Origin of the sequence: Sulfurospirillum sp. MES (assembly GCF_000789415.1) — a bacterium.
Classification (GTDB): domain Bacteria; phylum Campylobacterota; class Campylobacteria; order Campylobacterales; family Sulfurospirillaceae; genus Sulfurospirillum; species Sulfurospirillum cavolei.
In genome coordinates this window covers 19,274-41,866 of sequence record NZ_JSEC01000010.1, presented here as the reverse complement: position 1 = coordinate 41,866, position 22,593 = coordinate 19,274, and the positions used below count along the sequence as shown (strand labels likewise).

The 22,593-nt window shown below is 45.6% G+C and carries 23 protein-coding genes, 1 tRNA gene and 2 pseudogenes; 12 read left to right on the top strand and 14 right to left on the bottom strand.

All coding sequences use genetic code 11. From position 1 onward, the window contains the following. Positions 1–28: 28 nt before the first annotated feature. Together gdhA and OA34_RS11060 are read right to left on the bottom strand one after the other, a co-directional pair. The gene (gene gdhA, locus OA34_RS11065) at positions 29–1,390 is read right to left on the bottom strand and encodes an NADP-specific glutamate dehydrogenase (protein WP_039675325.1); all 1,362 of its coding nucleotides are present in this window, start codon (positions 1,388–1,390) and stop codon (positions 29–31) included. Continuing rightward, the gene (locus tag OA34_RS11060; RefSeq protein ID WP_039675323.1) at positions 1,380–2,072 is read right to left on the bottom strand and encodes an MqnA/MqnD/SBP family protein; all 693 of its coding nucleotides are present in this window, start codon (positions 2,070–2,072) and stop codon (positions 1,380–1,382) included. Before OA34_RS11060 ends, gdhA begins: the two co-directional genes overlap by 11 nt. A 199-nt stretch (positions 2,073–2,271) precedes the next feature. Here OA34_RS11060 and OA34_RS11055 point away from each other — a divergent pair, with 199 nt between their 5' ends. From OA34_RS11055 to OA34_RS13780, 12 genes and pseudogenes are all read left to right on the top strand, one after another. Next, positions 2,272–3,027: a TerC family protein gene (locus OA34_RS11055; protein WP_039675321.1), complete on the top strand. Its 756-nt coding sequence runs from the start codon at positions 2,272–2,274 to the stop codon at positions 3,025–3,027. A gap of 2 nt (positions 3,028–3,029) precedes the next feature. Then, positions 3,030–4,037 carry a rod shape-determining protein gene (locus OA34_RS11050; RefSeq protein ID WP_039675319.1) on the top strand — a complete coding sequence of 336 codons (1,008 nt, stop codon included), beginning with the start codon at positions 3,030–3,032 and terminating at the stop codon, positions 4,035–4,037. A gap of 102 nt (positions 4,038–4,139) precedes the next feature. Next, the gene (locus OA34_RS11045; protein WP_039675317.1) at positions 4,140–4,562 is read left to right on the top strand and encodes an arsenate reductase ArsC; all 423 of its coding nucleotides are present in this window, start codon (positions 4,140–4,142) and stop codon (positions 4,560–4,562) included. 113 nt (positions 4,563–4,675) lie between these two features. Further along, a pseudogene (locus OA34_RS11040) lies at positions 4,676–5,068 on the top strand (arsenate reductase ArsC); the annotation flags it as partial. A gap of 15 nt (positions 5,069–5,083) precedes the next feature. Beyond that, positions 5,084–5,314 (top strand): thioredoxin family protein, encoded by a 231-nt coding sequence (locus OA34_RS13785; protein ID WP_286683004.1) that lies wholly within the window; start codon positions 5,084–5,086, stop codon positions 5,312–5,314. A 54-nt stretch (positions 5,315–5,368) separates the two neighbouring features. Then, on the top strand, positions 5,369–6,628 hold the full coding sequence (locus OA34_RS11035; protein ID WP_039675315.1) for an arsenic transporter: 1,260 nt from the start codon (positions 5,369–5,371) through the stop codon (positions 6,626–6,628). Between the two features lie 25 nt (positions 6,629–6,653). Then, the gene (locus tag OA34_RS11030; protein ID WP_039675313.1) at positions 6,654–7,022 is read left to right on the top strand and encodes a rhodanese-like domain-containing protein; all 369 of its coding nucleotides are present in this window, start codon (positions 6,654–6,656) and stop codon (positions 7,020–7,022) included. A gap of 2 nt (positions 7,023–7,024) precedes the next feature. After that, complete coding sequence (locus tag OA34_RS11025; protein WP_039675311.1) at positions 7,025–7,759, top strand: sulfite exporter TauE/SafE family protein; 735 nt, start codon at positions 7,025–7,027, stop codon at positions 7,757–7,759. A gap of 11 nt (positions 7,760–7,770) precedes the next feature. Next, on the top strand, positions 7,771–8,730 hold the full coding sequence (locus OA34_RS11020; RefSeq protein WP_039675310.1) for a permease: 960 nt from the start codon (positions 7,771–7,773) through the stop codon (positions 8,728–8,730). 9 nt (positions 8,731–8,739) lie between these two features. After that, positions 8,740–9,204 carry a rhodanese-like domain-containing protein gene (locus tag OA34_RS11015; protein ID WP_039675308.1) on the top strand — a complete coding sequence of 155 codons (465 nt, stop codon included), beginning with the start codon at positions 8,740–8,742 and terminating at the stop codon, positions 9,202–9,204. 122 nt (positions 9,205–9,326) lie between these two features. Next, positions 9,327–10,763 (top strand): sensor domain-containing diguanylate cyclase, encoded by a 1,437-nt coding sequence (locus OA34_RS11010; RefSeq protein ID WP_039675306.1) that lies wholly within the window; start codon positions 9,327–9,329, stop codon positions 10,761–10,763. A 15-nt stretch (positions 10,764–10,778) separates the two neighbouring features. Continuing rightward, positions 10,779–11,231: a C-GCAxxG-C-C family protein gene (locus tag OA34_RS13780; protein ID WP_254377283.1), complete on the top strand. Its 453-nt coding sequence runs from the start codon at positions 10,779–10,781 to the stop codon at positions 11,229–11,231. Positions 11,232–11,237: 6 nt separating this feature from the next. On the opposite strand, the pseudogene mnmA reads toward OA34_RS13780, so the two are convergent. The 12 genes and pseudogenes from mnmA to OA34_RS10945 all read right to left on the bottom strand — a co-directional run. Next, positions 11,238–12,284: pseudogene (mnmA, locus tag OA34_RS11000) on the bottom strand (tRNA 2-thiouridine(34) synthase MnmA); the annotation flags it as partial. A 240-nt stretch (positions 12,285–12,524) separates the two neighbouring features. Then, positions 12,525–12,600: transfer RNA gene (locus tag OA34_RS10995), tRNA-Thr, on the bottom strand. A 112-nt stretch (positions 12,601–12,712) separates the two neighbouring features. Continuing rightward, the gene (locus OA34_RS10990; protein WP_286683001.1) at positions 12,713–13,939 is read right to left on the bottom strand and encodes an aminotransferase class V-fold PLP-dependent enzyme; all 1,227 of its coding nucleotides are present in this window, start codon (positions 13,937–13,939) and stop codon (positions 12,713–12,715) included. Between the two features lie 148 nt (positions 13,940–14,087). Further along, positions 14,088–15,356 (bottom strand): siroheme synthase family protein, encoded by a 1,269-nt coding sequence (locus OA34_RS10985; RefSeq protein WP_039675302.1) that lies wholly within the window; start codon positions 15,354–15,356, stop codon positions 14,088–14,090. After that, complete coding sequence (locus OA34_RS10980) at positions 15,353–17,632, bottom strand: ferredoxin-like domain-containing protein (RefSeq protein ID WP_039675300.1); 2,280 nt, start codon at positions 17,630–17,632, stop codon at positions 15,353–15,355. The genes OA34_RS10985 and OA34_RS10980 overlap by 4 nt, the downstream gene beginning before the upstream one ends. 197 nt (positions 17,633–17,829) lie before the next feature. Next, positions 17,830–18,225: a M67 family metallopeptidase gene (locus OA34_RS10975; protein ID WP_039675298.1), complete on the bottom strand. Its 396-nt coding sequence runs from the start codon at positions 18,223–18,225 to the stop codon at positions 17,830–17,832. Further along, positions 18,222–19,028: a HesA/MoeB/ThiF family protein gene (locus tag OA34_RS10970; protein ID WP_039675296.1), complete on the bottom strand. Its 807-nt coding sequence runs from the start codon at positions 19,026–19,028 to the stop codon at positions 18,222–18,224. Before OA34_RS10970 ends, OA34_RS10975 begins: the two co-directional genes overlap by 4 nt. Then, entirely contained in the window at positions 19,025–19,231 is a 207-nt protein-coding gene (thiS, locus tag OA34_RS10965) for a sulfur carrier protein ThiS (RefSeq protein ID WP_039675294.1), read from the bottom strand. The genes OA34_RS10970 and thiS overlap by 4 nt, the downstream gene beginning before the upstream one ends. 9 nt (positions 19,232–19,240) lie before the next feature. Beyond that, positions 19,241–20,614: a sulfate adenylyltransferase subunit 1 gene (locus OA34_RS10960; RefSeq protein WP_286683000.1), complete on the bottom strand. Its 1,374-nt coding sequence runs from the start codon at positions 20,612–20,614 to the stop codon at positions 19,241–19,243. Then, entirely contained in the window at positions 20,614–21,492 is an 879-nt protein-coding gene (gene cysD, locus OA34_RS10955) for a sulfate adenylyltransferase subunit CysD (RefSeq protein WP_039675293.1), read from the bottom strand. Before cysD ends, OA34_RS10960 begins: the two co-directional genes overlap by 1 nt. Before the next feature lie 130 nt (positions 21,493–21,622). Continuing rightward, complete coding sequence (locus tag OA34_RS10950) at positions 21,623–22,315, bottom strand: phosphoadenylyl-sulfate reductase (RefSeq protein ID WP_039675291.1); 693 nt, start codon at positions 22,313–22,315, stop codon at positions 21,623–21,625. Next, positions 22,312–22,539: a DUF2061 domain-containing protein gene (locus OA34_RS10945; protein ID WP_039675289.1), complete on the bottom strand. Its 228-nt coding sequence runs from the start codon at positions 22,537–22,539 to the stop codon at positions 22,312–22,314. Before OA34_RS10945 ends, OA34_RS10950 begins: the two co-directional genes overlap by 4 nt. Between the last annotated feature and the right edge of the window lie 54 nt (positions 22,540–22,593).

Sequence of the window (22,593 nt, the reverse complement as noted above, 5' to 3'; positions counted from 1 at the left end):
GTATGAGCCCTTTAAAGGGCTCATCTTCTTACACCGCCCCTTGGTCGATCATGGAGTCGGCTACTTTTCGAAATCCCGCGATATTGGCTCCGAGCATAAGGTTTCCTTCTTCGTTGAACTCTTTTGACGTGGCGTACGCAAGATCGAAGATCGACTTCATAATCGCGTGAAGCTTGGTATCGACTTCGGAAAAACTCCATTTTTGCATGCTGGCGTTTTGACTCATTTCCAATTGACTGGTCGCAACACCGCCTGCGTTTGCGGCTTTTGCAGGTCCGTAGAGGATACGGTTGGCTAACATGTAAGCGATGGCTTCGGGCGTACTTGGCATATTGGCACCTTCGTTGACCAAACGGCATCCGTTGTGATGCAAGGTTTGAATATCGCGAAGGTTAAGTTCGTTTTGCGTCGCACTCGGAAATGCCGCAAAACACGGAATCGACCAAACGCCGTTCGTTCCTTTTTCATACGCGTCGACCGGAATGTAGCGAGCGTTCGGATAGTGTTTGAGGTATTCGCTCAGTTCTTGGCGTTTGATCTCTTTAATCGTTTTAAGGGTGTTAAAATCGATACCGTCTTTATCGTAAAGCATCCCTTTGGAATCGCTACATGTAACGGGTGTCGCTCCCATTTCGTAGAGTTTTTGAATCGTATATAACGCGACGTTTCCGGCACCCGAGACCGTACAAATTTTACCTTTGAGCGAATCGCCTTGTTTGTTGAGAATATTTTCCGCAAAATAGACCGAGCCGTATCCCGTTGCTTCCGTGCGTGCTAACGAGCCTCCCCAATTCAATCCTTTACCGGTTAATACGCCGTCGAAACGTCCCGTGAGGCGTTTGTATTCGCCGTACATGTAGCCGATTTCTCTGCCTCCTACGCCGATATCGCCTGCGGGAATATCTTTGGTTTCGCCGACGTATTTGGCAAGTTCGGACATAAATGCCTGACAAAAACGCATAATTTCACCTTCGCTTTTGCCCTTAGGATCGAAATTGCTCCCGCCTTTCGCGCCGCCGATCGCCAGTCCCGTAAGGGAGTTTTTGAAAATTTGTTCAAACCCTAAAAACTTGACGATTCCCAAATTAACGCTCGGATGGAAGCGAAGGCCGCCTTTGTACGGTCCTATGGCGGAGTTAAACTGAACGCGGTAACCGATATTGGTTTGAATTTTTCCGCGATCGTCCATCCAAACGACGCGGAAAATAATTTGCCGCTCGGGAATCACGAGACGCTCTAAAACATTATTGTGAAGGTATTTCGGTTCGGATGCTAAAAGAGGTTCTAAGGATACAAGTACCTCTTCGACGGCTTGATAAAACTCGGCTTGTCCGGGCGTGCTTTGTCGCGTAGAGTGTAAAAGACGTTCGATCACGTGTTTAATCGGCATGAGACTCCTTTGAAACAAAATGGGTGTCGAGGAAGCGAGATTTTTTCAAAAATAGCGAAAGGGCTTTTTGCTCTTTCGTTGCAATCGTATAGCTGATGAGCTTTAGATATTCACGAATGTCGCGCGCGGATATGGCGCGCTCGTTTGCGTAAGTCTCCAAAACGTAGCGGGGAATTTTAATCGGAGCTTTGATAAAACGTTTGGCAAGTTTTTTATAAAATGTTTGGTGACGATTAACGCAAAAGCGTGCAAAAACAAACGGTAAATGCGTGCGCGTATGCCAAACTTCCGCCAAATCGACGTATGCGGTAGGGTTTTGCAAATAGAGTTTGAGCGCTCTATCTCCGATAAACACTTCGCCCTCTAGACCCAAGACGCGACAGAGCATATTGGATGTTGCCGAAGCAGGGTCTGTTTTACACATACCTTGCGAAATGATCACGCTTTTAACGTTTTTTTGCGCAACGATGCCGACGTTAAGCGGCGTAACGGTTTTGCGTTTGCTCTCGATGCTGGAGATAAAAGCGGCATCGACTTTGCGTTTGCGTAATTTGCGGTTGATAACGGAAGGAACGTCTTTTTGGTGTTCGCATGAGCGTTTAAAAGCGTTAGGCAAAGAAGATTTTTTGAGAAAAACGTGAAACGGAAGAAGATTGATGTAATCTATCTTTCCAAAGACCATAACGACTCCTTTGGAATTAAAGTCAAGGGACTATTATAGCCAACCTTGAGCGGACTTCGTACGTATGGCGGCGAAATTCTTTTTCTAAGAGGCTTTATAGAACTATCTTGATACAATAGAGCTCGTAAGAACGTGTTTGTTAAAAAGTAAAAGCGCAAATGCTCAGTAAAAGATTAAAAATCATGAGGAATCAAAAGAGATGATCGAATCGTTATTAAACGCCGAAGCGTTGATGGCATTGGTGACGCTAACGGCGTTGGAAATCGTTTTGGGTATCGACAATATTATTTTTATCGCCATTTTGGTCGGGCGTTTACCCGCGCATCAACGCGACCGCGCACGTGTTTTCGGATTGGCATTGGCGATGTTGACGCGTATTATGCTCTTGTTGTCGCTTTTTTGGATTATGAAACTGACCGCTCCTTTGTTTACGGTGTTTGCGCAAGAGATTTCCGGCCGCGATCTTATTTTGATTATCGGAGGATTATTCTTGCTTGCCAAATCGACGATGGAGATTCACCACGACGTCGAAGAAGATCCCGCAGAAGAGACCAAAGAGTTGAAAAAAAGTGCTCGAGGGTTTTTGAATACGCTGATTCAAATTGCGGTTTTAGACATCGTTTTTTCGCTCGATTCGGTTATTACCGCCGTGGGAATGGCCAATAATATTATCATTATGATTTTAGCCGTCGTGATTGCCGTAGGCGTGATGATGTTCGCTTCTAAAGCCATTTCGGAGTTTATCGACGCGAATCCGACAATTAAAATGTTGGCACTTTCATTCTTGATTTTAGTCGGCGTTACGTTGATTGCCGAAGGGCTTGATCTGCATATTTCAAAAGCGTACGTCTATTTTGCGATGGCGTTTTCGTTAGCGGTCGAATCGATCAATATCTACAGTCGCAAGAAAAAAGCTAAGCGATCTATAAGCAAAGCAGTCAAAAAAGAGGCGTAACGATGCTATTTTCAGGGCGTTTTTCACAAGGGTTTGCGATCGATTTGGGAACCAACAATACGCTCGTGTACCAACCCGGTCGCGGTATTATTTTAGAAGAGCCCACGTCGATCGCGTACGATCAAAGACGCCGCTCTTTTTTCGATTGCGGCGAGAGCTCGAAGCGAATGTTCGGGAAAAATCCAGAGCATATCGAAGTGATGCATCCGCTTTCGAAAGGGGCTATCGCAAATTTAACCGTAGCCAAAGCATATATTAAAGAGGTAATCAGACGTATGACGCCGCGTCGCTTGTTCCGACCGAATGTCGTGGTAAGCGTACCGAGCGATCTAAACGCCATGGAGCGCAATGCCGTGACCGAAGCGTGCAAAGAAGGCGGCGCGCGCGACGTATTTTTGATTAAAGATCCTTTCTCGGCGGCATTGGGTTCGTTTCAAGCGATCGAGCGACCGCAGGGTGTTTTAGTCCTCGATATCGGAGCGGGCGTGAGCGATATATCGTTACTTTCGTGCAACGGTATCGTGATGAATAAATCGCTACGTATGGCAGGTAACGATTTTGACGAGGCGATCATCGAACATTTTAAGACGCATCATCGTATTTTGATGTCGCAGCGCGACGCGGAAATGCTCAAAAAAACCTTGGGAAATCTGTGTTCGACGGAAGAGAAGCATCTCCGTATCAGCGTTAAAAATATGTTGACGCGCATGCCGCAAAGCGTCGAAATCAGCTCGTACGACATTCACAAAGCCATTGTGCCCTTAGCCGATAAAATCGTTGGATTAACGCATAAAATACTTTCGGAACTACCGCCGATGTTCGCGCAAGACATTTACGATCACGGCATTTTACTCACGGGCGGCTCTTCGATGCTTCAAGGATTGGATCGCTACATCGGCGAAAAGCTCAAAATCGATCTTCACTGCGTGGAAAATCCTTTGCACAATATTATCTTAGGTGCGGGGCGTGCGCTGGAAGATACGCGTTACGCGGCACTTTTAGAAGCCTGAGACAAGGCTAATAACGCGTTAGGCGCCTTGTTGTAACCATTTTGTAGATTTTCCCTTGTACACTGGTTTGCGTTTGAAAACCTATGTTGAGAAGGAGAAACGATGGTCAAAGTTTTATTTGTGTGCATTCACAACAGTGCTCGTAGTCAAATTGCCGAAGCGTTATTGAAAAAATACGGCGGCGATCATTTTAACGTTCAGAGTGCCGGACTGCAACCGGGGGTATTGAACCCTCTTGCCGTGGAAATTCTAAAAGAAGAGGATATCGATATCGCCGGAAAAGAGACGCAATCCGTGTTCGATTTATTTAAGGACGGAAAGCTGTTCAATTACGTTATTACGGTTTGCGATGAGGGTAACAGTCAAAGATGTCCTATTTTCCCGGGACAAACCAAACGGATTCATTGGAGTTTCGAAGATCCGAGTACGTTTCAAGGCGATCACGAAGCGCAACTTGCGAAAATACGTCACGTGAAAGAAGAGATAAAAATAGCCGTCTTAGCGTTTATTGCGCAGACCGCCTAAAAAGGCGAAATGACGTTTTAAAAGCTTTGCCGGCATAAATATATCAATATATCTTGATATAAAGATAATTTTATGCTACCATTCTTGCGATGGTTTACATGTAAGGTTTCATAATGAAAAAAGTTCTGATTTTATGTACGGGAAACAGTTGCCGAAGCATTATCGCCGAAGCGTTGGTCAATGCCAAGTTAGAAGGTGTTGAAGCCTACAGTGCGGGTGTGAGAGCAAGCAAAAAAGTGAACGCTTATGCAAAAAGAGTTTTAGAAGAAGAGGGTATTTGGAAGGATTCGTATCATTCTAAAGCCTTGGATGAAGTCTTACATGTCGACTTTGATTTGGTGGTTACGGTGTGCGACCATGCCAACGAAACATGCCCGATGTTTCCGCGTCCCTTACCTAAAATCCACGTAGGATTTTCCGATCCCGACGGTAAAGATTACGGCGCGTTCGTTCTGACATATCAAGCGATCGAAGCCGAGCTTTTACCGGTAATTCAAGCCGAATTAAAAAAGGAGAACGTGATGAAAATCGAAGTTTTAGGAACGGGGTGTTCCAAATGCCAAGCACTCATGCAAGCTACTAAAGAGGCGGTTGCTAAAAGCGGAAAATTTGCGCAAATCGACAAAGTGGAAGATAGTATCGCGATTATGAATTACGGCGTGATGAGCACGCCGGCATTGGTTATCGACGGTGTCGTAAAAAGCAGCGGTAAAGTGTTAAGCGTCGATGAAATCGTCGCTTTACTCGCGTAACCCCGTGTTACCGATACCTTTTTACTACCCTTTTTGTGAAAGGAGCGTTGAACGATGTTCGTTGCCGGTTTAGTATTTAGCGTAACGCTTATTTTTGTCATCTGGCAGCCGCGCGGATTGCAAATCGGTACGACGGCGTTGATCGGAGCGGTATGCGCTTTGGTGCTCGGCGTCGTAAGTTTTACGGATGTTTTGACGGTGACGCGCATTGTGTGGGATGCGACCTTGGCTTTCATCGGTATCATTATTCTTTCGATGGTTTTAGACGAAATCGGATTTTTTGAATGGTGCGCGATCCATATGGCAAAATTGAGTCGAGGAAACGGGCATATCATGTTCGTTTATTCGCTTCTCTTAGGAAGTTTGGTATCCGCTTGGTTTGCAAATGACGGTGCGGCATTGATTTTGACGCCGATTTTACTAGCGAAGATGCGCATTTTAGAGCTCAAGTCTAAAACGATCGTAGCGTTTTTGCTGGCGGGCGGATTTATCAGCGATTCGGCGTCGCTTCCGTTTGTTTTTTCTAACTTGACCAATATCGTAACCGCCAATTATTTCCATATCGGTTTTGCCGCCTATAGTGCCACGATGGCGATACCTTACATCGTCAGTACGGTGGTTTCGATCGCGGTTTTGTGGATCGTATTGCGTAAAGAGATTCCTTTACATGTACGCACGGACTTATTGAAAGAGCCCGATTCGGTCTTGAAAAACAAAACGCTTTTTCGTTTTTCATGGTTTTTTCTAGCCTTATTGTTGGGCGGTTATTTTATCGGCGACGCGTACCGTTTGCCGATCAGTCTTTTTGCGCTCGGCGGCGGGCTTGTTTTTTTATTGATTGCGTCGTTGATGCGAACGACCGATGCTTTGCGCATTATTAAAACGGCTCCGTGGCAAGTCGTATGGTTTAGCATCGGGCTTTATATCGTCGTCTACGGTTTGAAAAATGCGGGGTTAACCGAGTATTTGACCTTCGTGCTCAAAGCACTTAGTGCCTACGGTGAGACGGTTGCCGTGATCGCGACCGGTTTTATCGCCGCCGTGTTGAGTGCGCTAATGAATAATATGCCGACGGTGATGATTATGGATATAGCCCTCAGCGATATTCCGCATACGGCGTTGGCGTATGCCAATATCATCGGTTGTAATTTAGGGCCTAAAATGACGCCGTTTGGTTCTTTGGCGACGCTTTTATGGTTATACGTTTTAGCGCAAAAAGGCGTCAAAATAAGCTTTTGGCAATACTCAAAATTCGGACTTCTCGTTACTCCGCCGGTTTTACTGATCGTATTGCTTAGTTTGTTGTTTGTATAGTAGGTATTCTTTCTAAGGAGAAAAGATGGACAATTATATTCGTAGCCTCGATATGCAGGCTATCGTGAGTGCAAAGGTAGAAGCCGATAGTTTTATAGAAATGTACAACAAAGGCGAGGCAATTTTACTAGACGTTCGCTATGGTTTTGAGCATAAGGTATGGGGACTCTCTTTTACATGTAATATTCCTCTTAACGAACTTCCTGATCGTTTAGGAGAACTCCCTAAAGATAAAATCATCGTGTGCGCATGTCCTGAAGCCTGTCGTTCCAATATCGCCAAGCAGTATCTTTCCCTCAAAGGGTTTAACGCTAAAATCCTTACATGCGGAATGATAACGTTAATGGAACGTCTTAAAGGGGGTAAGGCTAAAGACCTTCATTTGGAAGTTTAGGGGTGGAGTATGTATTTTATTTCGGGATTACTTTAGCGGTCTCAACTCTTTTTTCCATCGGTGGCGTCGGCTCTTCGGTGGCACTTATTCCGATACTTAGTTTTCTAGGCGTCGGATTTGATATAGCCAAAGCGGTCGGTCTTTTTGCCAATACGGCTTCTACGATAGGTGCGTCGATAATGAACGTATTGCGTAAAAGCATTGATGTCAAGCAGGTATTACCGTTTGTGTCGATGTCGGTCGCCTGTGCTCCTTTGGGAGCGTATAGTGCAACACAGATGGATACGTATTATGTCAAGTTCTTTTTTGCACTTTTTTTATTTTTTAGTGCAACAATGATGCTAAGGCAGAAAAAAAAAGGCACTATTACGTATACGAAAGCGTGGGTAATGGTACTGATGGGCGGTGTTGTTGGTTTTTTGAGCGGGCTTTTAGGCATTGGTGGAGGAGCGATGATCGTTCCTTTACTTATTTATTTGGGATACGATGCAAAACAGACGGCAATAACCGTTAGTTTTATGATTCCTTTTTCAACCTTTTCCGCTTTTTCGACCTATGCTTATTTGATAGAAATTGACTGGATTCTCTTAGGTGTCGTTGCCGTTGCCGCAGCCCTTGGGGGTGTGCTTGGCAATCACATTATGATTTTTAAACTAAGTGTAGAACAGACACGAAAGTTTATTGCACTATCGCTTTATGCGATAGGAATTAAAATGATAGATACATTGGTATTTTAAAAGGGTGTAGAATGTTTGATTGGTGGGAAAGAATCGTCGATCTATTGATTTTGGATTTATTCGGGATGGACAAAGCATCTTCCATAGGAGGGACGGTTCACTTTTTCATTTACGATACCCTCAAAATCTACATGTTACTCGTTTTGATCATTTTTGCGGTTAGTTTTTTACGAACCTATTTCAATACCGAAAAGGTTCGGGTTTATTTGCAAGGCAAAAGTGAAGTGACGGGCAATGTTTTGGCGTCGCTTTTCGGCGTCATCACCCCTTTTTGCAGCTGTTCGGCGATTCCTCTGTTTTTGGGGTTTATGCAAGCGCGCATTCCTATCGGCATTACGTTTAGTTTTTTAATCTCTTCTCCGATGAACAACGAAGTAGCGATTGCCCTTTTATTCGGGCTTTTCGGTTGGAAAATCACGGCACTTTACATCGGTTTTGGACTGTTGGTCGCGATTATCGGTGGTTTTATCGTGGGAAAACTCGGTATGGAAAAATACGTTTTAATTCCCGTCGTGCCGATGAGCGGCGATTTGGCAGAGGTTGAGATTAGGATGACGCTGCGCACAAGGTTCAAAGAGTCGTGGGCGTATACGATGGATATCGTGAAAAAGATCTATCTCTACGTGATGGTAGGCGTGGGCATCGGGGCGTTTATTCACGGTTACGTACCGACGGAATTTATCGTAAAATATGCCGGAAGCGATGCGTGGTACAGCGTGCCTTTAGCGGTTTTATTGGGGGTGCCGATGTATTCCAATGCCGCCGGCGTTATGCCGTTGATCGAGGTTTTAACCGGCAAAGGGATGTTACTCGGTACGGCTTTGAGCTTTATGATGGCGATTACCGCACTCTCCTTGCCCGAAGCGATGATTTTAAAACGCATCTTACATGTAAAGCTCATCGCGACGTTTTTCGGTATCGTGGCAGTGGGAATTGTGGGGATCGGGTATCTTTTTAACGCTATTTTATAGGAAACGACTATGAAAAAAACGATGCTTATTCTTTGTGTAGCGGTTGGGCTTATGTATGCGACAGAGCCGAAAAAAATAGACTTTGAAGCGTATTTACGTTCGTTTGATTATCAAGAACGCGAAAATATGAAGATCAAAACGCCTGACATGTTAGTCCTTGTCGAAGAGGGGAAAGCGATTTTAGTGGATGTCCGTTTCCCTGAAGAATTTGAAGTATGGCATATGAATTTTGCTAAAAATATTCCGCTGAACGAATTGCCGCAACGTTTAAAAGAACTCCCCAAAGATAAGCTCATCATTACCGCTTGTCCGCACTATGACCGATCGAGTATGGCGAGGCTTTTTTTAACGCTCAACGGCTATAATGCCAAATATCTCAATGACGGGCTTTTGAAAACGGCGGATTTTTTACGCGGCGACAATGCCAAAGAGTTTTTGGAAGCGTACAAGGCAACGCACACGGTAACGCCGTAGGTTTTTTAAAATGCCGGCAAGGTTTTAGCGTCGATTGTACTTGCCTTCTCGGCAAATCCGTCAAGCGTTTTACCGTTGCATCGATGATTTTGTGTTATAATCGCACTCTTTAAGGAGATACGATGCGATTAAAAACCAAAGTGGTTTTGATTATTTCGAGCTTATTACTTTGTGTTTCGATCGTGGGCTCGTTGATCAACTACGTCAAAAGCGTCGATGCGACGCAAGAGCAGTTGCTTCACACCTCCTTGCCGCTTTCGGTGGACAATATCTACACCGAAATCCAACAACGTATGATCGAGCCGTTGCTCGTATCGTCTTTAATGTCGCACGATACCTTTTTGCGCGATTGGATTATGGACGGCGAGAGCGATATGGACGGCATTGTGCGTTACCTCACCGAAATTCAGCAAAAATACGATATTTTCACGACTTTTCTCGTTTCCGAAAAAACCAAAAATTACTACCACCCGCGCGGTTTGATTGATACGATTAACGAGCAAAACAGTGCCGACGCGTGGTACTTTCGCTTTAGCAAGCAAAGCGAGCCTTACGAAATCAACCTCGATCATAACGCCAATCTTAGCGATACGCTTATTATGTTCATCAACTATAAAGTGATGGATTATCAAAAGAGATTGATCGGCGTGACGGGTGTGGGCGTCAAACTCATTAATATCGAAGCCATGCTCGGTTCGTTTAAAACGAAGTATAAATACGATGTTTATTTCGTCGATCAGCGCGGAGAAATTACGCTTTTTTCCAAAGGCTTGAACAAGCGCGGCAATATCGCTTCGATCGAAGGGCTTCAAAAGATTCAAGAAGCGATTTTCAAAGGCGAGCAAAATCAATTCGAGTATAAAAACAAAGACGGCGAATACCTGCTCAATACCAAATACATCGACAAACTCAAACTGCATCTTTTTGTCGAGATCAACAAAAAAGAGTATATGGACGAATTGACCAAAACGTTTTACTTAAATCTCTTTTTATCGCTTTTGGTGACGTTGGCGGTGACGCTGATTATTGTTTATACGATCAATTTATACCAAAACCAATTGATTCAACTTGCCAGCGAAGACGTACTGACGGGGCTTGCGAATCGAAGAAAATTTAACGAAGTGTTTGAACTGTACTACAAACGCTACCCCAAAGAGATTCGCTCGCTTACGCTTTTGCTGATCGACATCGACGACTTTAAATCGGTCAACGATACGTTCGGGCACTTGGTCGGCGACCAAACGTTAGTGCATACGGCACGGATTTTGAAAGAGCAGTTACGCCAATCGGATACGATTGCGCGTTGGGGAGGCGAAGAGTTTGCGATTTTACTGAGCGATATCGAAGAAAAACATGCACTCGAAGTCGCTCAAAAGATATGCAATGCCGTTCAAAACGATGCCGCATTGATCGCATTGTTGCAAAGACCGCTCAGTGTAAGCGTAGGCGTGGGAATGCTCAGTGCTTTAGAGAGCCAAGACGGATTGGTTCATAAAGTCGATCATGCCCTTTACGAAGCGAAAAAAGCGGGCAAAAATCAAGTGATTGCGGCGTCATAAAGGAAATAAAACGTTATGAAACACGATATTGTACAAAAAGCCTTGGATTATTTCTCAAGCGGATATACCTGTAGCGAAGCGGTGCTCAAAAGCGTCGCCGAAGCCAAAGGGATCGACAGTAATACCGTCTTACCGATAGCATCGGCATTTGGAAGCGGTATGGCTCGTACGAACGGCGGCTTTTGCGGGGCATTTAGCGGCGGCGTTATGGCACTATCGCTTTTACAGGGACGTCAGGTTCCGGATGTTCCTTTGGACCGTCTGTATCGAAGTGTTGCCGACTTTAAGGAACGTTTCGAAACCCTTTTCGAGAGTTGCGAATGTGCAACGCTTTTAGGTTTTTCCCTGAGCGACGAACATGCCGGAGAGATGTTTAAAGCCCAAAATTGCAAGGTGTGTAAATGCGACCGTTTCGTGGCATTCGCCGCGGAAGAGGTGGAGAGGATTTTAACGCGTAAAGAGCCTTAAAGCCCTTTACGCTTCGATCCAACCGCCGCCAAGCACGAGATCGTCTTGATAAACAACCAAGGCTTGACCGCTTGCAATGCCGTACGCTCCTTCTTCCAACTCGGCGATAATGGTGTTGTTTTCGAGCTTAACATGTGCTTTGGCTTGCGGACTTCGGTAACGGACTTTAACGCCGTAGATGCCCTCTTTAAAATCGTCCGGCAAAGAAAAGTTTTGTGCGACGACGCGTTTTTGAAGGAGCTCTTCTTTTTTTCCGGCGATGACGGTATTGGTTTTGGCATCGATACCTACGACGAAATGGGGTTCATGCGCGCCGCCTATCGTTAAGCCTTTACGCTTGCCGATGGTATAGTGCATGTAGCCTTTGTGCTCGCCGATCACGTTTCCTTTGGTATCTTTAATGAGTCCTTTTTGATCGACGTTGAGATGTTGTTTCAAAATATCGATATAGGTATCGGTGACGAAACAGATCTCTTGCGACTCTTTGTAACTCTCAAGCGTGCCGAGCCACGGGAGTTTTTCCAAAGCCACGGGTTTAATAGCCTCTTTTTTCATCGTGCCGAGCGGAAAAACGATCTTTTCGATGACCTCTTTTTTGAGTCCGAATAAAAAATAACTTTGGTCTTTTGACATGTCAAAGGCTTCTTGGATACGACCGTTTTTGACCCTCGCGTAATGTCCCGTCGCGATCTTTTCGCAACCGAGCTCCATCGCTTTTTCAAACGCGAAGCCAAATTTCATTCGGGGATTGCAAAACGCACACGGATTGGGCGTACGACCCTGTTCGTAAGAGCGCACGAAATAGTCGTACACATGCTCTTTAAAGAGTGCTTTGGCATCGATAACGTGCGTTTCAATGCCCAAATGTCGGGATACTTTTTCGATGTTGGCGATGTTGATCGCATGCTTGCTGTCATCGTCGTGCAATTTAAGATAAATGCCGACGACCTCGTGCCCTTCGTTTTTGAGTAAATACGCGGAGTAACTAGAGTCAATGCCGCCGCTCATAAGGAGTGCAATTTTCATAGGTGTGTTCTCTTTTATTTTATTTGATACGCTTTTGAAGCAAAGCTCTAAAAGCTACGCTAACGCTGAGTTTTCTTCGGCAGAAAGCCCACGCCACGCTTATCGACGTCTAAAGAGTAAAAGTCTTTACGTTTCGTTTGACCCGAAATTGGGCACCGTTGGTTGAAAAACACGATTTTATTTTGAAAAATACCTTGAAAACAAAACGATACGGTTCAAAATAGGCGATTTGAGACGGGAAACATGTGAGTAAAAAGTAAGAAGAGCTGGAGCTGGTGAAGGGGCTCGAACCCCCGACCTGTTGATTACGGATCAACTGCTCTACCAGCTGAGCTACACCAGCAACGGTAAAATTTTACTACATGTTTACTTGTTTTATTTTAAAAAAATGCCTTTTTGAGTGAATTTTTATTTTTTTTATTCAAATTCACTCATTTTTGAGGGCATAGCTCGTTTTAATGCACGTCAAATGCCTGATCGATGTCCAAAAGTAAGTCTTCCACGTCCTCGATACCCACCGAAAGACGAATCATTCCCTCGTTCAAACAAAACCTCTTCTTTTGTTCGTCGGAGTATTCGGCATAAATCGTATGATAGGGGGCAATCGCTAAGGATTTATTGTCTTGGATATTGGTTCCGCGACGAATCAGTTTAAGCGCGTTTAAAAAGGCATAGGCTTTCTCTTTGCTTGCTAGGCTAAACGTGACGATAGCACCGCCGCCGCTAAATTGTTTCGAAGAAGCGGCAAACGAAGCGGAACTCTCAAGCAGAGGATAATCCACGCGGATTACTTCGTTTTTAGCATACAAGTGTTTGGCAACGACCAGTGCATTGTGACAGCTTCTTTGCACTCTGAGATCGAGCGTTTCCAGTCCCAAAGAGAGCAGGTACGCGCTTTGCGCGGTCAAAGAAGCGCCTAAATTGCGAAAAGTCTCTTTGCGAAGGCGCGCAAGAAAAGCATTGGGACCGAATTTTTTATAATAAGGTGCTAAGGTCGCATGGTTTTTCCACTCAAACGTGCCGTTATCGACGATCAAACCGCCTAAGACGTGACCGCCGCCGCTGAGGTATTTGGTTGCGGAGACAATTTCGATATCCACGCCGTGTTTTTTCGCATCGAAGATATTCCACGGCGTCATGGTCGTATCGACGATGAAAGGGACGTTACGCTCTTTAAGGACGCTTTTGAGGGCTAGAAAATCGGGCACGATCAGTTGCGGATTGCTGATACTTTCGCAAAAGAGCAAACGCGTCTTGTCGTCGATCGCGGCTTGGACGGCGATAAGGTCGTTGACGTCAACATAACGTACTTCCACGCCAAAGTCGCTCAGCAGGGTCTCGAAAAAGGAGAGGGTATTGCCGAAGAGATAGTTGGTCGTGATGATATTATCGCCGCTTTTCAAAAGTGCAAAAAAAGTATTGGCAATCGCCGCCATGCCCGTTGCCGTTGCTACAACTCCAAACGCGCCGCTGATCGCTTTGACTTTGAGTTCAAACTCTTCGATGGAAGGGTTTGAGGAGCGCGTATAGACATGCCCCATTTTTTGCCCTTTAAAAACAGCTTCAAGGTCTTCAGATTTTTCAAACTCAAAGGCTGAACTTTGGTAGATCGGAAAGCGCATTGCACCATATTGGTCTTTGTGTGCAGGTTTGGCATGCAATGCTTTGGTCGTAAATCCCATAAAATATCCTTCTTTTGAATGTAAATCAGCTATCGAAAAAACCCTTTCTCGACACGGTTGAGGCACGACGGGAACCCCGAAACGCTCCGCTTATTCGTCCCATCGGCTCAAAGTGTCTCGTGCGGAATTGTTTCTACGCGATTAGCCTTTACATGTAAATGATTTTGCCGCTATTTTCAGCGGGTAAAATATTCTCTTTTGCCACACACTCACCGATGATTAAGACCGCCGGTGTGGCACATAACGCCGCCATTTTAGCCAAATTTCCCACAGTTCCTACTATCGTCATCTGATCAGGTAGGTCGATTTTTGAGACAAATGCCGCAGGAAGTGTCGGGTTGATGCCCTCTTTTTTGATCGCGTCTTCGATTTTGCCTGCAAAACTGTGTGCCATCAAAACGATGATCGTGTGCAAGGGCTGTTTTAAAATGCCGACCCAATCGTCATTAAACAGTGTTTCTCGAAGATGCGCTGAGACGATGGTGACGCCTTTGGAGATGTCGCGAATGGTCGGCACGATGCCTGAGATCGTACACGAGCGAAACGCGGAACTCACCCCGTTGATGACTTCAAACGCGATGCCATGCTGAGTCAACACCTGTTTTTCTTCGCCCAAGCGCCCAAACAGAAGTGCTTCGCCTCCTTTGAGACGTCCGACGACGAGTCCTTGTTTGGCGTATTCGACCAAAAGCGCGTTGATCTCGTCTTGGCTTTTAGAGTGAAAGCCTTTCTTTTTACTCACGTCAACCACTTTACATGTAAGCGGTATCAAAGCGCGAATCTCCTCAGAGACCAGCGCGTCCACAAGGGCGACATCAAGCAGTTCAAATGCGTTTAAAGCGTCCAACGTAAGGTTTCCCACATAGCCTGTGCCACAGCTGATGAGAAAAACTTTTCCCACGCCTTCTTTGGCAATCTCTTTGAGTTTTCCCAGATCACGCTCAGGCTTTTTGCGCTCGTTTTTCAGACGTTCGATCAACGAAGTGAGATCGCGCGGTAAAATCTTCTCGATCTTATCACGAATCACTTGCGCGAGTGTGGGTGAACTGCCGCCACTGCTGACGGCGACTTGAAGCTCACCACGACGTGTAAGCGCACTAAAGTAAAAATCGCACAGTTCGGGCACATCGACGACATTGAGCCAAAAGTGCAGGCGAGGCTTCAACGCCACGAGGCGGTTAGTGACCGCTTCATTGCCGCTCGCGTCGATAATCACCTCAAAACCTTCAGCATCAGCATCTTCAAACGCTTTACATGTAAACGTTTTGGACGCAAAATAGTCATCCAAAACTTCAGTTGCGACAATCTCATAGGCAAAATCAAGGCTATCGAGCACGCGCGCTTTCTGGGCGGCGACTTTGCCAGCACCGATAAGAAGCGTTTTTTTGGGCGTGAGCGCGATGCCTAAGGTACTCATTTTTTCACGATCCTAACGCGCCAGCCGTTACCCTCTTTGGTGGTGGCTTCGACTTTGTGACCTTCTCCTGCAACGGATTTGGGTACGTTGTCGATTGGTGCTCCATCATCGAGTAAAATCTCTAAAACTTCACCGCTTCCGATTTTGGAGAGTTCCATCTTGGTTTTCACAAAGTTCATCGGGCACGCCACACCGCTGAGGTCTTTAAAATGCACTGCTTTTTCCTCTTTCACTTCGGCGGCGGCAAGCTCTTTTTCTTTCGCAAATTTAAGTGTGTGATCCATGCTCGCATAAAGCTTCATCACCTCTTCGGCAAGCTCTATCGATTTCTCATCGGCGTCACCCTCTAGCATCGTGCCAAAGTAGGCATTCAAAAGCATGGTGTCGATAAAATGCGTTTTAAACGCTTTTAAAACACCCGCTTTATCCCTCGCATCTTCCCCGCGCGTGACTAGAAGCATACGGGCGCTTAAAAGACGAATCAGCTCAAAATCTTTCTCGTCTTTTTCCAAAGCTTCTTTCAGCGCTTTTTTATCGGCTTCGATGAGGTCGTACATACCCGCACTACATTCGCCCACGCCTCTGCCTTTCAGTGAGAAAAGCTCAACGGCATTGTAGTCGAAGTACGGATTTTTATCGTCTTTGAATGAAGGAATTTCCACGTATTTTTTAGAAATATCTTCCACGATTTTCAGTCCGCCATCGTCAATCCAGTCGGCAAAACTCTCGTAAGCCTTTACATGTAAAAGCCATGTGTCTAACACTTCTTCAACGAATGCAGGTAAATGAAACGCCGCGACATCGCCCGCTTTTTGCGCAAATACTGTGCCATCGCCACTGGTGCGAGAACCGGCTACGACGTTGTAGGCAGGGTAGGAGTAGCCCTCGTTGCGTTGCACTTTGCCAAAAAAGCCAAGATCGCCGATGAGGTGTTTACCGCAACTGTTTGGGCAGCCTGAGAGGTGGATCTTAAAGCCTTGCAATGCGTCGTAGTCGCGCTCATCAAAGAGTTTTTCAAGACGTTTTTGAATCGCCTCCACCGCACCACGAGGGCGCGCAATGCCGAGCTGACACGTCGCCGCACCCGTACACGCCACCATATCGCCGAAAAACGTCGGTTTGGAGACATCTTTGGAAAACTCTTGAAGAATGTCGTGTAAACTGATCATCTGTGAGGCAGTTAGGTTACGGACGTAGAGGTTTTGATCGCCGGTAAAACGAAGCACATCTTCACCAAAAGGAAGCAATGCTTTGGCAAGGGAACGCGCATGTTTAAAATGCACATCGCCCAAGTAAACAGGCACTTTGCATCCATACAGTCCTGCTTGTTTTTGCGCGTACACATAGCGGTTCCACCATTTTGCGTACGCTTCTGGAACGGTAAAAGGCTCATCTGTTGTGTTGCCAATGGTTCGCTCGATCTGTGTGATAGGCATGTGCCAGTCACCTTTGGCTTTAATCGCTTCGATCTCAACATTGACGAGCCTTCTAAACTCGTCCATGCCAAGCTCTTCGATCAAGAAGCGAAGGCGTGCGGCGTGTTTGTTTTTGCGGTTACCGTTTTGGTCAAACACCTGTTTGATCGCTTGAGAGTATAAAAAGACTTCGGTGTCGGGTACAAAATCAAGAAATTTGCTTCCCACGCGAGACTTCGCACCCATACCGCCTGCGACAAAGAGTTTAAAGCCCTTCACACCGTTTTCGATCTTGGCGATAAAGCCCACATCGTGAATCGTCGCATAACCACGATCGGCCTCGGAGCCGCTAAAGGTGATTTTGAATTTGCGTGGAAGCGCGAATGAATCTTTTTGCTCTAACATTTTAGTCGTTAAAGCAAGCGCGTACGGCGAGACGTCAAAGACTTCATCGGGGGCAGTGCCTGCTAGAGGGTCTGCTGTGATATTGCGCACGGTGTTACCGCCGCCGCCTCGACCGCTCAGACCAATGCTGTGCAAGGTTGTGATGATGTCGATGATGTCTTCGATCTTGACGTAGTGAAGCTGTGCGCCACCGCGTGTGGTGATGTGAATCGCCTCGTGCGCGTATTTTTCCGCTAAATCAGCCAAAGTCAAAAGTTGTGTGGGGGTTAGAATACCGCCTGCGAGTTTAATGCGCACCATAAAGGTGTTGGCTTCTCGTTGCTCGTACACGCCAAAAGGCACGCGCATCGTTTTAAAGGTCAGCTCGTCGAGTGTGCCTGCTAAAAAATCGGCATGGTTTTTTTTGAAAACTTCGAGGTCATCGTAGACAAGTTGGGGGATAATGTATTTGCTCATAATCGTAACTCCTTTGATGTTACATGTAAAAAAGTAAAGCAGTTCAGAGTAAAACGCGGAGAAATGACCTGAAAGAGACACTTTGAGCCGATGGAACGAAAAAGCGGAGCGTTTCGGGGCTCCCATCGTGTCTGGGTGGTGTCGATAGAAGGTTATTTCGTAAGCTGTTTTACATTTTTCAACGCGCTTTACGGACTTTAAATAATTTCAATTTCTTCTTTTTCAACCGTTTTATTTTTAATGATAAATGACTTCATATCAGGTGTTTCTCCTGCTAATGAAACAATAATATAACTCACATTAGGATCATACGCCAAACGAATATCTTCTTCGCTGGGGCGTGCGGGTGTTTCGGGGTGTGAATGGTACACCGAAATGAGTCTAAGACCCTCTTTTTGCGTCTTTTTAAACGCATCAAACTGCTCTTGCGGATCAAAGCTGAAGTGCTCGTTGCTCGCGTCCGTATTTTTCATAGGGATGGCATACTTCACTTCGCCATTGATGCCTGCAAGATAACCACACGCTTCAATCGGGGTATCTTTAAGCGCGTGTGCGACGATCTCATCGTACACGCTTTGGGGCATTTTGATCATAGTTTTGCCTCACAGACCACCGCTTCATAGTCTTTGATCTCTTTGATGCCTTCACCGCCACAGACGCGACACTTAGGGTTTTTCTTGAAATTGACATTTCTAAAGTTCATTGTTTTGGCATCAAACGTTAAGAGTCTGTTGTAAAGCGGCTCACCGACACCGACGATGTATTTGAGTGCTTCCGCGGCTTGAATCGTTCCAAGCATGCCCGCAACCGCACCTAAAATGCCCGCACTTGAACATGTGGGGATGGCATTGGCGGGTGGTGGGCTGTCAAACACACACGCGTAACATGCACTCTCGTGAGGTTTGATTGTCATTGTTTGTCCGCCAAAGCGTAAAATACCACCGTGAGAGTAGGGTACGTTTGCCAACACACATGCATCGTTGATGAGAAACTTAGACGAGAAATTGTCCGTTCCATCGATGACGAAATCGTACCCTTTGACGATGTCTAAAATGTTCGATGCATCTAAAAATTTTTGATAGACCGTTACTTTGACATTGGGATTGATCGCTTCCATCTTCGCTTTGGCGGAGAGCACTTTGGGTACGTTTACATCTGCTGTCGTGTGAATGACTTGACGTTGAAGGTTTGAAAGATCCACCACGTCGCCGTCCACGATGCCGATCTCACCGACACCTGCCGCGGCTAGGTAAAGCGCTACGGGAGAACCAAGTCCGCCCGCTCCAATGACCAAAACTTTAGAGTTTGCGATCTTCTCTTGACCTTCGATGCCTACATCTTGGAGGATGATATGGCGTGAATAACGCTCTAATTCCTCATCGCTAAAATCTCTCACGCGCCACCTCCCATGAAATATAAAAAGTTGATTTCATCGCCCTCTTTAAGCGTTGTTGTTGCATACGTGTCTTTGGTTAAAAACTCGTCATTGAGTTGTACGGAAACCATATCAGGTTGTTCAACATCTTCAATAATCAATAATTCCGAAAGAACGATACCGTCCTTAATCTCTTTTACATCGCCGTTAATGGTTAATTTCATAGGTATTCCTTAATTAAATTGGTGTGGAAAATGTTTTCTTAAAAGCGCAAAAAGCTCCTCTTCAAATTCCGCATTGCTATTTGCTTTGTCGACTAAAACATCATTTACATGTAAAGATTTCGTGCGACGGTTGGTGTACTGTTCCAACACTTCCGTGATGATGCCACCACCTGCGATGTCAAACTCATCAACGATGACAAAACGACCGAGTTTTTGGTTCTCTGCAAAAAGTTCCATCGCTAAAAGATCATGCACCCTAAAGACCACGCACGCCGCTTCGTGACGCCCAACGCTTGGCTCATCGGCACGATCGAGCGTATCGCCATCGATGACACGTTTGATCTCTTCAAGATAGATCGTGCTTTGCGCCGAGCCGATCTTGATTTTGTAGGGTTTATCCAGCTCTAACGGTTTTGTACCCAACCAAAAAAGATTCGCTTCAAAGCGGTTACTCACTTTTGGAGTGCTTTGATCGGCACGAGCGACCACTTCGCCGTTGCGCACGTAGATTTGCGTTTGAAGCGTAAAACCAATCGCCTCGCTCTCTTTGACACTGCTTTTCACAGGCGTGTTAAAACTCTCGATGCTCGCGACACGTGAACGTTTTAACGAAGGGTAAAACACCACTTCATCACCGACATTTAACTCGCCACTCGTCACGGTTCCCGCGTAAATGCGTCGGTCATCGTTGTCGCGTGTAAATTTGTACACATCTTGCAATGGCATTCTAAAATCATCATTCTCTTTTTCTTCCACGCTTTTAAAACTATCTAAAATTTCTAAAACAGTAGCCCCTTTATACCAAGGTGTCTGGTTTGAGTGCTCTATGAGATTGACACCCTCACGCGCACTGATCGGTATAAAAATATCGCTTTTAATGCCCAGGGTTGCGAGGTATTCGCTGTACTCGACTTTTAGTTTTGTAAAGGCGATTTCGCTAAAATTTACCAAGTCCATTTTATTGACCACGATCGCGACTTGTTTAATGCCCAAAAGGGAAAGCAACATACCGTGACGTTTGGAGTTTTCCGCTACACCCTCTTTCGCGTCAATGAGCAAGAGTGCGGCTTCTGCGCGAGAGGCTCCACTGATCATGTTTTTCAAAAATTCGATGTGACCGGGTGCATCGATGATGATGTACTCACGTTTTTTACTCTGAAAAAAGACGCGCGCACTGTCTATGGTAATGCCTTGTTTTTGCTCATCCGCCAGTGCGTCAAGCAAGAAGGCGTACTCAAAGGGACGTGCATTGTTTTCGCACATCTTTTTCACACTCTCTAGTTTTCCTTGTGGCAATGAGTCGGTGTCGGCAAGTAGACGCCCGATGAGCGTACTTTTACCGTGATCGACGTGCCCTGTGATGACTATATTTAAACGTTGCATTACATATATCCTTCTTTTCTAAGTGCCTCTAATGTTCCGCCGCCGTCTTTATCTTGAGCGCGACCTGAGCGTTCCGCGATGTCTTTGAACTTCCCACTGGTTAACTCTTCGATGATCTCTTTTGGATTCGCTGCCACTGAGTCCACAGGAGCCGTACACGGAAAACAGCCTAAAGAGCGGTAACGTTTGCCGTTTCCTTGGTTAAAATAGAGATTGATGATAGGAATGTTCTCCCGCTCGATGTACTCCCAAATATTGAGCTCCGTCCACTCCAAAAGCGGGTGAATACGCACATGCGTTCCTGGAGCAAAGTCCGTTTTGTACTGGTTCCACAGCTCTGGCGGTTGGGTACTTGCGTCCCATTCGCTCTTTTCATCACGTGCTGAAAAGACGCGCTCTTTGGAGCGGCTTCCCTCTTCATCGGCTCTGACTCCCACGATAACACCTGTGTAAGGGGCTCCGTTTAACTCATCTTCCCAGACTTTTTTGTAAGGGTTCCATTTGCGGCGCGCCCATGTCCCATCGAGGGTGTGTTTGAGCGCGTCACTTTTGAGTTTTTTACAGCAACTAAGGCGATCGAGTCCATTGACAAACGTTTCGCCTTTCGCCAAGGCTTCTTTGTTTTGTCCAACGACTAAGTTTAAATCCCATTGCACAGCGATTTCATCACGGTAGCGAATCATCTCAGGAACTTTAAATGCCGTGTCGATGTGCACCAATGGGTAAGGCACATGGGAAAAAAATGCTTTTCGTGTGAGCCACAACAGTACCGTGCTATCTTTACCGATGCTCCAAAGCATGGCAAGATTTGGGAAGCTTCGGTATGCTTCTCTTAAAATATAGATACTCTGGGCTTCGAGTCTGTCTAGATGATCCATTAGATTAATCCTTTTTCATTTTTAACACGCATCACAAGCAAAGCTCGCGATGCTACGCTAGGCGCTATGCCACAAAACAAGGGCTATTTGCCCGATGTTTCTCTGAAAAGCTTGCCTCTTTGAGGCAGAATTATTTTTTATGCAGATGCAATCCGCACTCTTTATGTTCAGGATTTTCCCACCACCATCTGCCCGCTCGTATATCTTCACCCGCAGAAATGGCGCGTGTACAGGGCTTGCAGCCGATACTTTTAAAACCTTTGGCATGCAAGGTATTTTGAGGTATAGCGTTTTCACGCATATAACGCTCCACCTCTTCATCGCTAAAATGGGTGAGTGGGTTGAACTTTAAGAGTTCAAATTTGCCATCAAACTCGACCAATTTGGTGTCACTTCGTGTGATGGATTGCGCGATGCGAATACCGCTGATCCAGCCATCATACTCTTTCAGTGCCTTAGCTAAGGGGAGGAGTTTTCGCACATGACAACACTCTTTTCGTAAATTAATATCATCAAAGATGCCAAACTCTCCGACCTTTGCTTCCAATGCCTTGATCTGTTCATCACTTGCGCTAAAGCGTTTGATCTCAACGTCAAAAAAGGCTTCGATCTCTTTTTCATACGCTAAGGATTCATCAAAAAGCTTGTGTGTTTCAAGCGTAAACAGATCAAACGCAATGCCCGCTTTTTGCGCTAGAGAGATGTTGATGGCATCTTCATTTTGATGGCTAAATGCCAACGTGACCTTAAGCGCTTTGGCTCCGACGAGTTCTTGCAAAGTGTTGATCGCTTCTGCGACCTTAATGTCGTATGTTTGGCTCATATTTGATACTCTGGTTGTGTTTTTTCTCGACCAAAATCGATTTTATTCCACGCTCTTTCATGGAAATAGTATAGCAACGTTTTGGTGAGAAGCTCAAATCCCCCGATAGAGACAGCCGCAAGTGGGCTTCCCGTGACGATAAAACTGATCAACATGGTGTCAACTGTTCCGAGTGTTCTCCAAGAGATCGCTTTAACGATACTGCGTTTTTTGTGCTCTACCATGTTGCCTCCTTTAAATTTTTAGAATAATATCGGGTTTTTTAAATAATGTCAAGT

Excerpts from the sequence above, each read along its gene's own strand:
- OA34_RS10985 (WP_039675302.1), bottom strand. The coding sequence starts at position 15,356 with ATGAGTACCTTAGGCATCGCGCTCACGCCCAAAAAAACGCTTCTTATC.
- OA34_RS10990 (WP_286683001.1), bottom strand. The coding sequence starts at position 13,939 with ATGGGATTTACGACCAAAGCATTGCATGCCAAACCTGCACACAAAGAC.
- OA34_RS11030 (WP_039675313.1), top strand. The coding sequence starts at position 6,654 with ATGGACAATTATATTCGTAGCCTCGATATGCAGGCTATCGTGAGTGCA.
- cysD (WP_039675293.1), bottom strand. The coding sequence starts at position 21,492 with ATGGATCATCTAGACAGACTCGAAGCCCAGAGTATCTATATTTTAAGA.
- OA34_RS11060 (WP_039675323.1), bottom strand. The coding sequence starts at position 2,072 with ATGGTCTTTGGAAAGATAGATTACATCAATCTTCTTCCGTTTCACGTT.
- OA34_RS10980 (WP_039675300.1), bottom strand. The coding sequence starts at position 17,632 with ATGAGCAAATACATTATCCCCCAACTTGTCTACGATGACCTCGAAGTT.
- gdhA (WP_039675325.1), bottom strand. The coding sequence starts at position 1,390 with ATGCCGATTAAACACGTGATCGAACGTCTTTTACACTCTACGCGACAA.
- OA34_RS10945 (WP_039675289.1), bottom strand. The coding sequence starts at position 22,539 with ATGGTAGAGCACAAAAAACGCAGTATCGTTAAAGCGATCTCTTGGAGA.
- OA34_RS11050 (WP_039675319.1), top strand. The coding sequence starts at position 3,030 with ATGCTATTTTCAGGGCGTTTTTCACAAGGGTTTGCGATCGATTTGGGA.
- OA34_RS10960 (WP_286683000.1), bottom strand. The coding sequence starts at position 20,614 with ATGCAACGTTTAAATATAGTCATCACAGGGCACGTCGATCACGGTAAA.
- OA34_RS13780 (WP_254377283.1), top strand. The coding sequence starts at position 10,779 with ATGAAACACGATATTGTACAAAAAGCCTTGGATTATTTCTCAAGCGGA.
- thiS (WP_039675294.1), bottom strand. The coding sequence starts at position 19,231 with ATGAAATTAACCATTAACGGCGATGTAAAAGAGATTAAGGACGGTATC.
- OA34_RS10975 (WP_039675298.1), bottom strand. The coding sequence starts at position 18,225 with ATGATCAAAATGCCCCAAAGCGTGTACGATGAGATCGTCGCACACGCG.
- OA34_RS13785 (WP_286683004.1), top strand. The coding sequence starts at position 5,084 with ATGAAAATCGAAGTTTTAGGAACGGGGTGTTCCAAATGCCAAGCACTC.
- OA34_RS11010 (WP_039675306.1), top strand. The coding sequence starts at position 9,327 with ATGCGATTAAAAACCAAAGTGGTTTTGATTATTTCGAGCTTATTACTT.
- OA34_RS11035 (WP_039675315.1), top strand. The coding sequence starts at position 5,369 with ATGTTCGTTGCCGGTTTAGTATTTAGCGTAACGCTTATTTTTGTCATC.
- OA34_RS11015 (WP_039675308.1), top strand. The coding sequence starts at position 8,740 with ATGAAAAAAACGATGCTTATTCTTTGTGTAGCGGTTGGGCTTATGTAT.
- OA34_RS10950 (WP_039675291.1), bottom strand. The coding sequence starts at position 22,315 with ATGAGCCAAACATACGACATTAAGGTCGCAGAAGCGATCAACACTTTG.
- OA34_RS11045 (WP_039675317.1), top strand. The coding sequence starts at position 4,140 with ATGGTCAAAGTTTTATTTGTGTGCATTCACAACAGTGCTCGTAGTCAA.
- OA34_RS11020 (WP_039675310.1), top strand. The coding sequence starts at position 7,771 with ATGTTTGATTGGTGGGAAAGAATCGTCGATCTATTGATTTTGGATTTA.
- OA34_RS11055 (WP_039675321.1), top strand. The coding sequence starts at position 2,272 with ATGATCGAATCGTTATTAAACGCCGAAGCGTTGATGGCATTGGTGACG.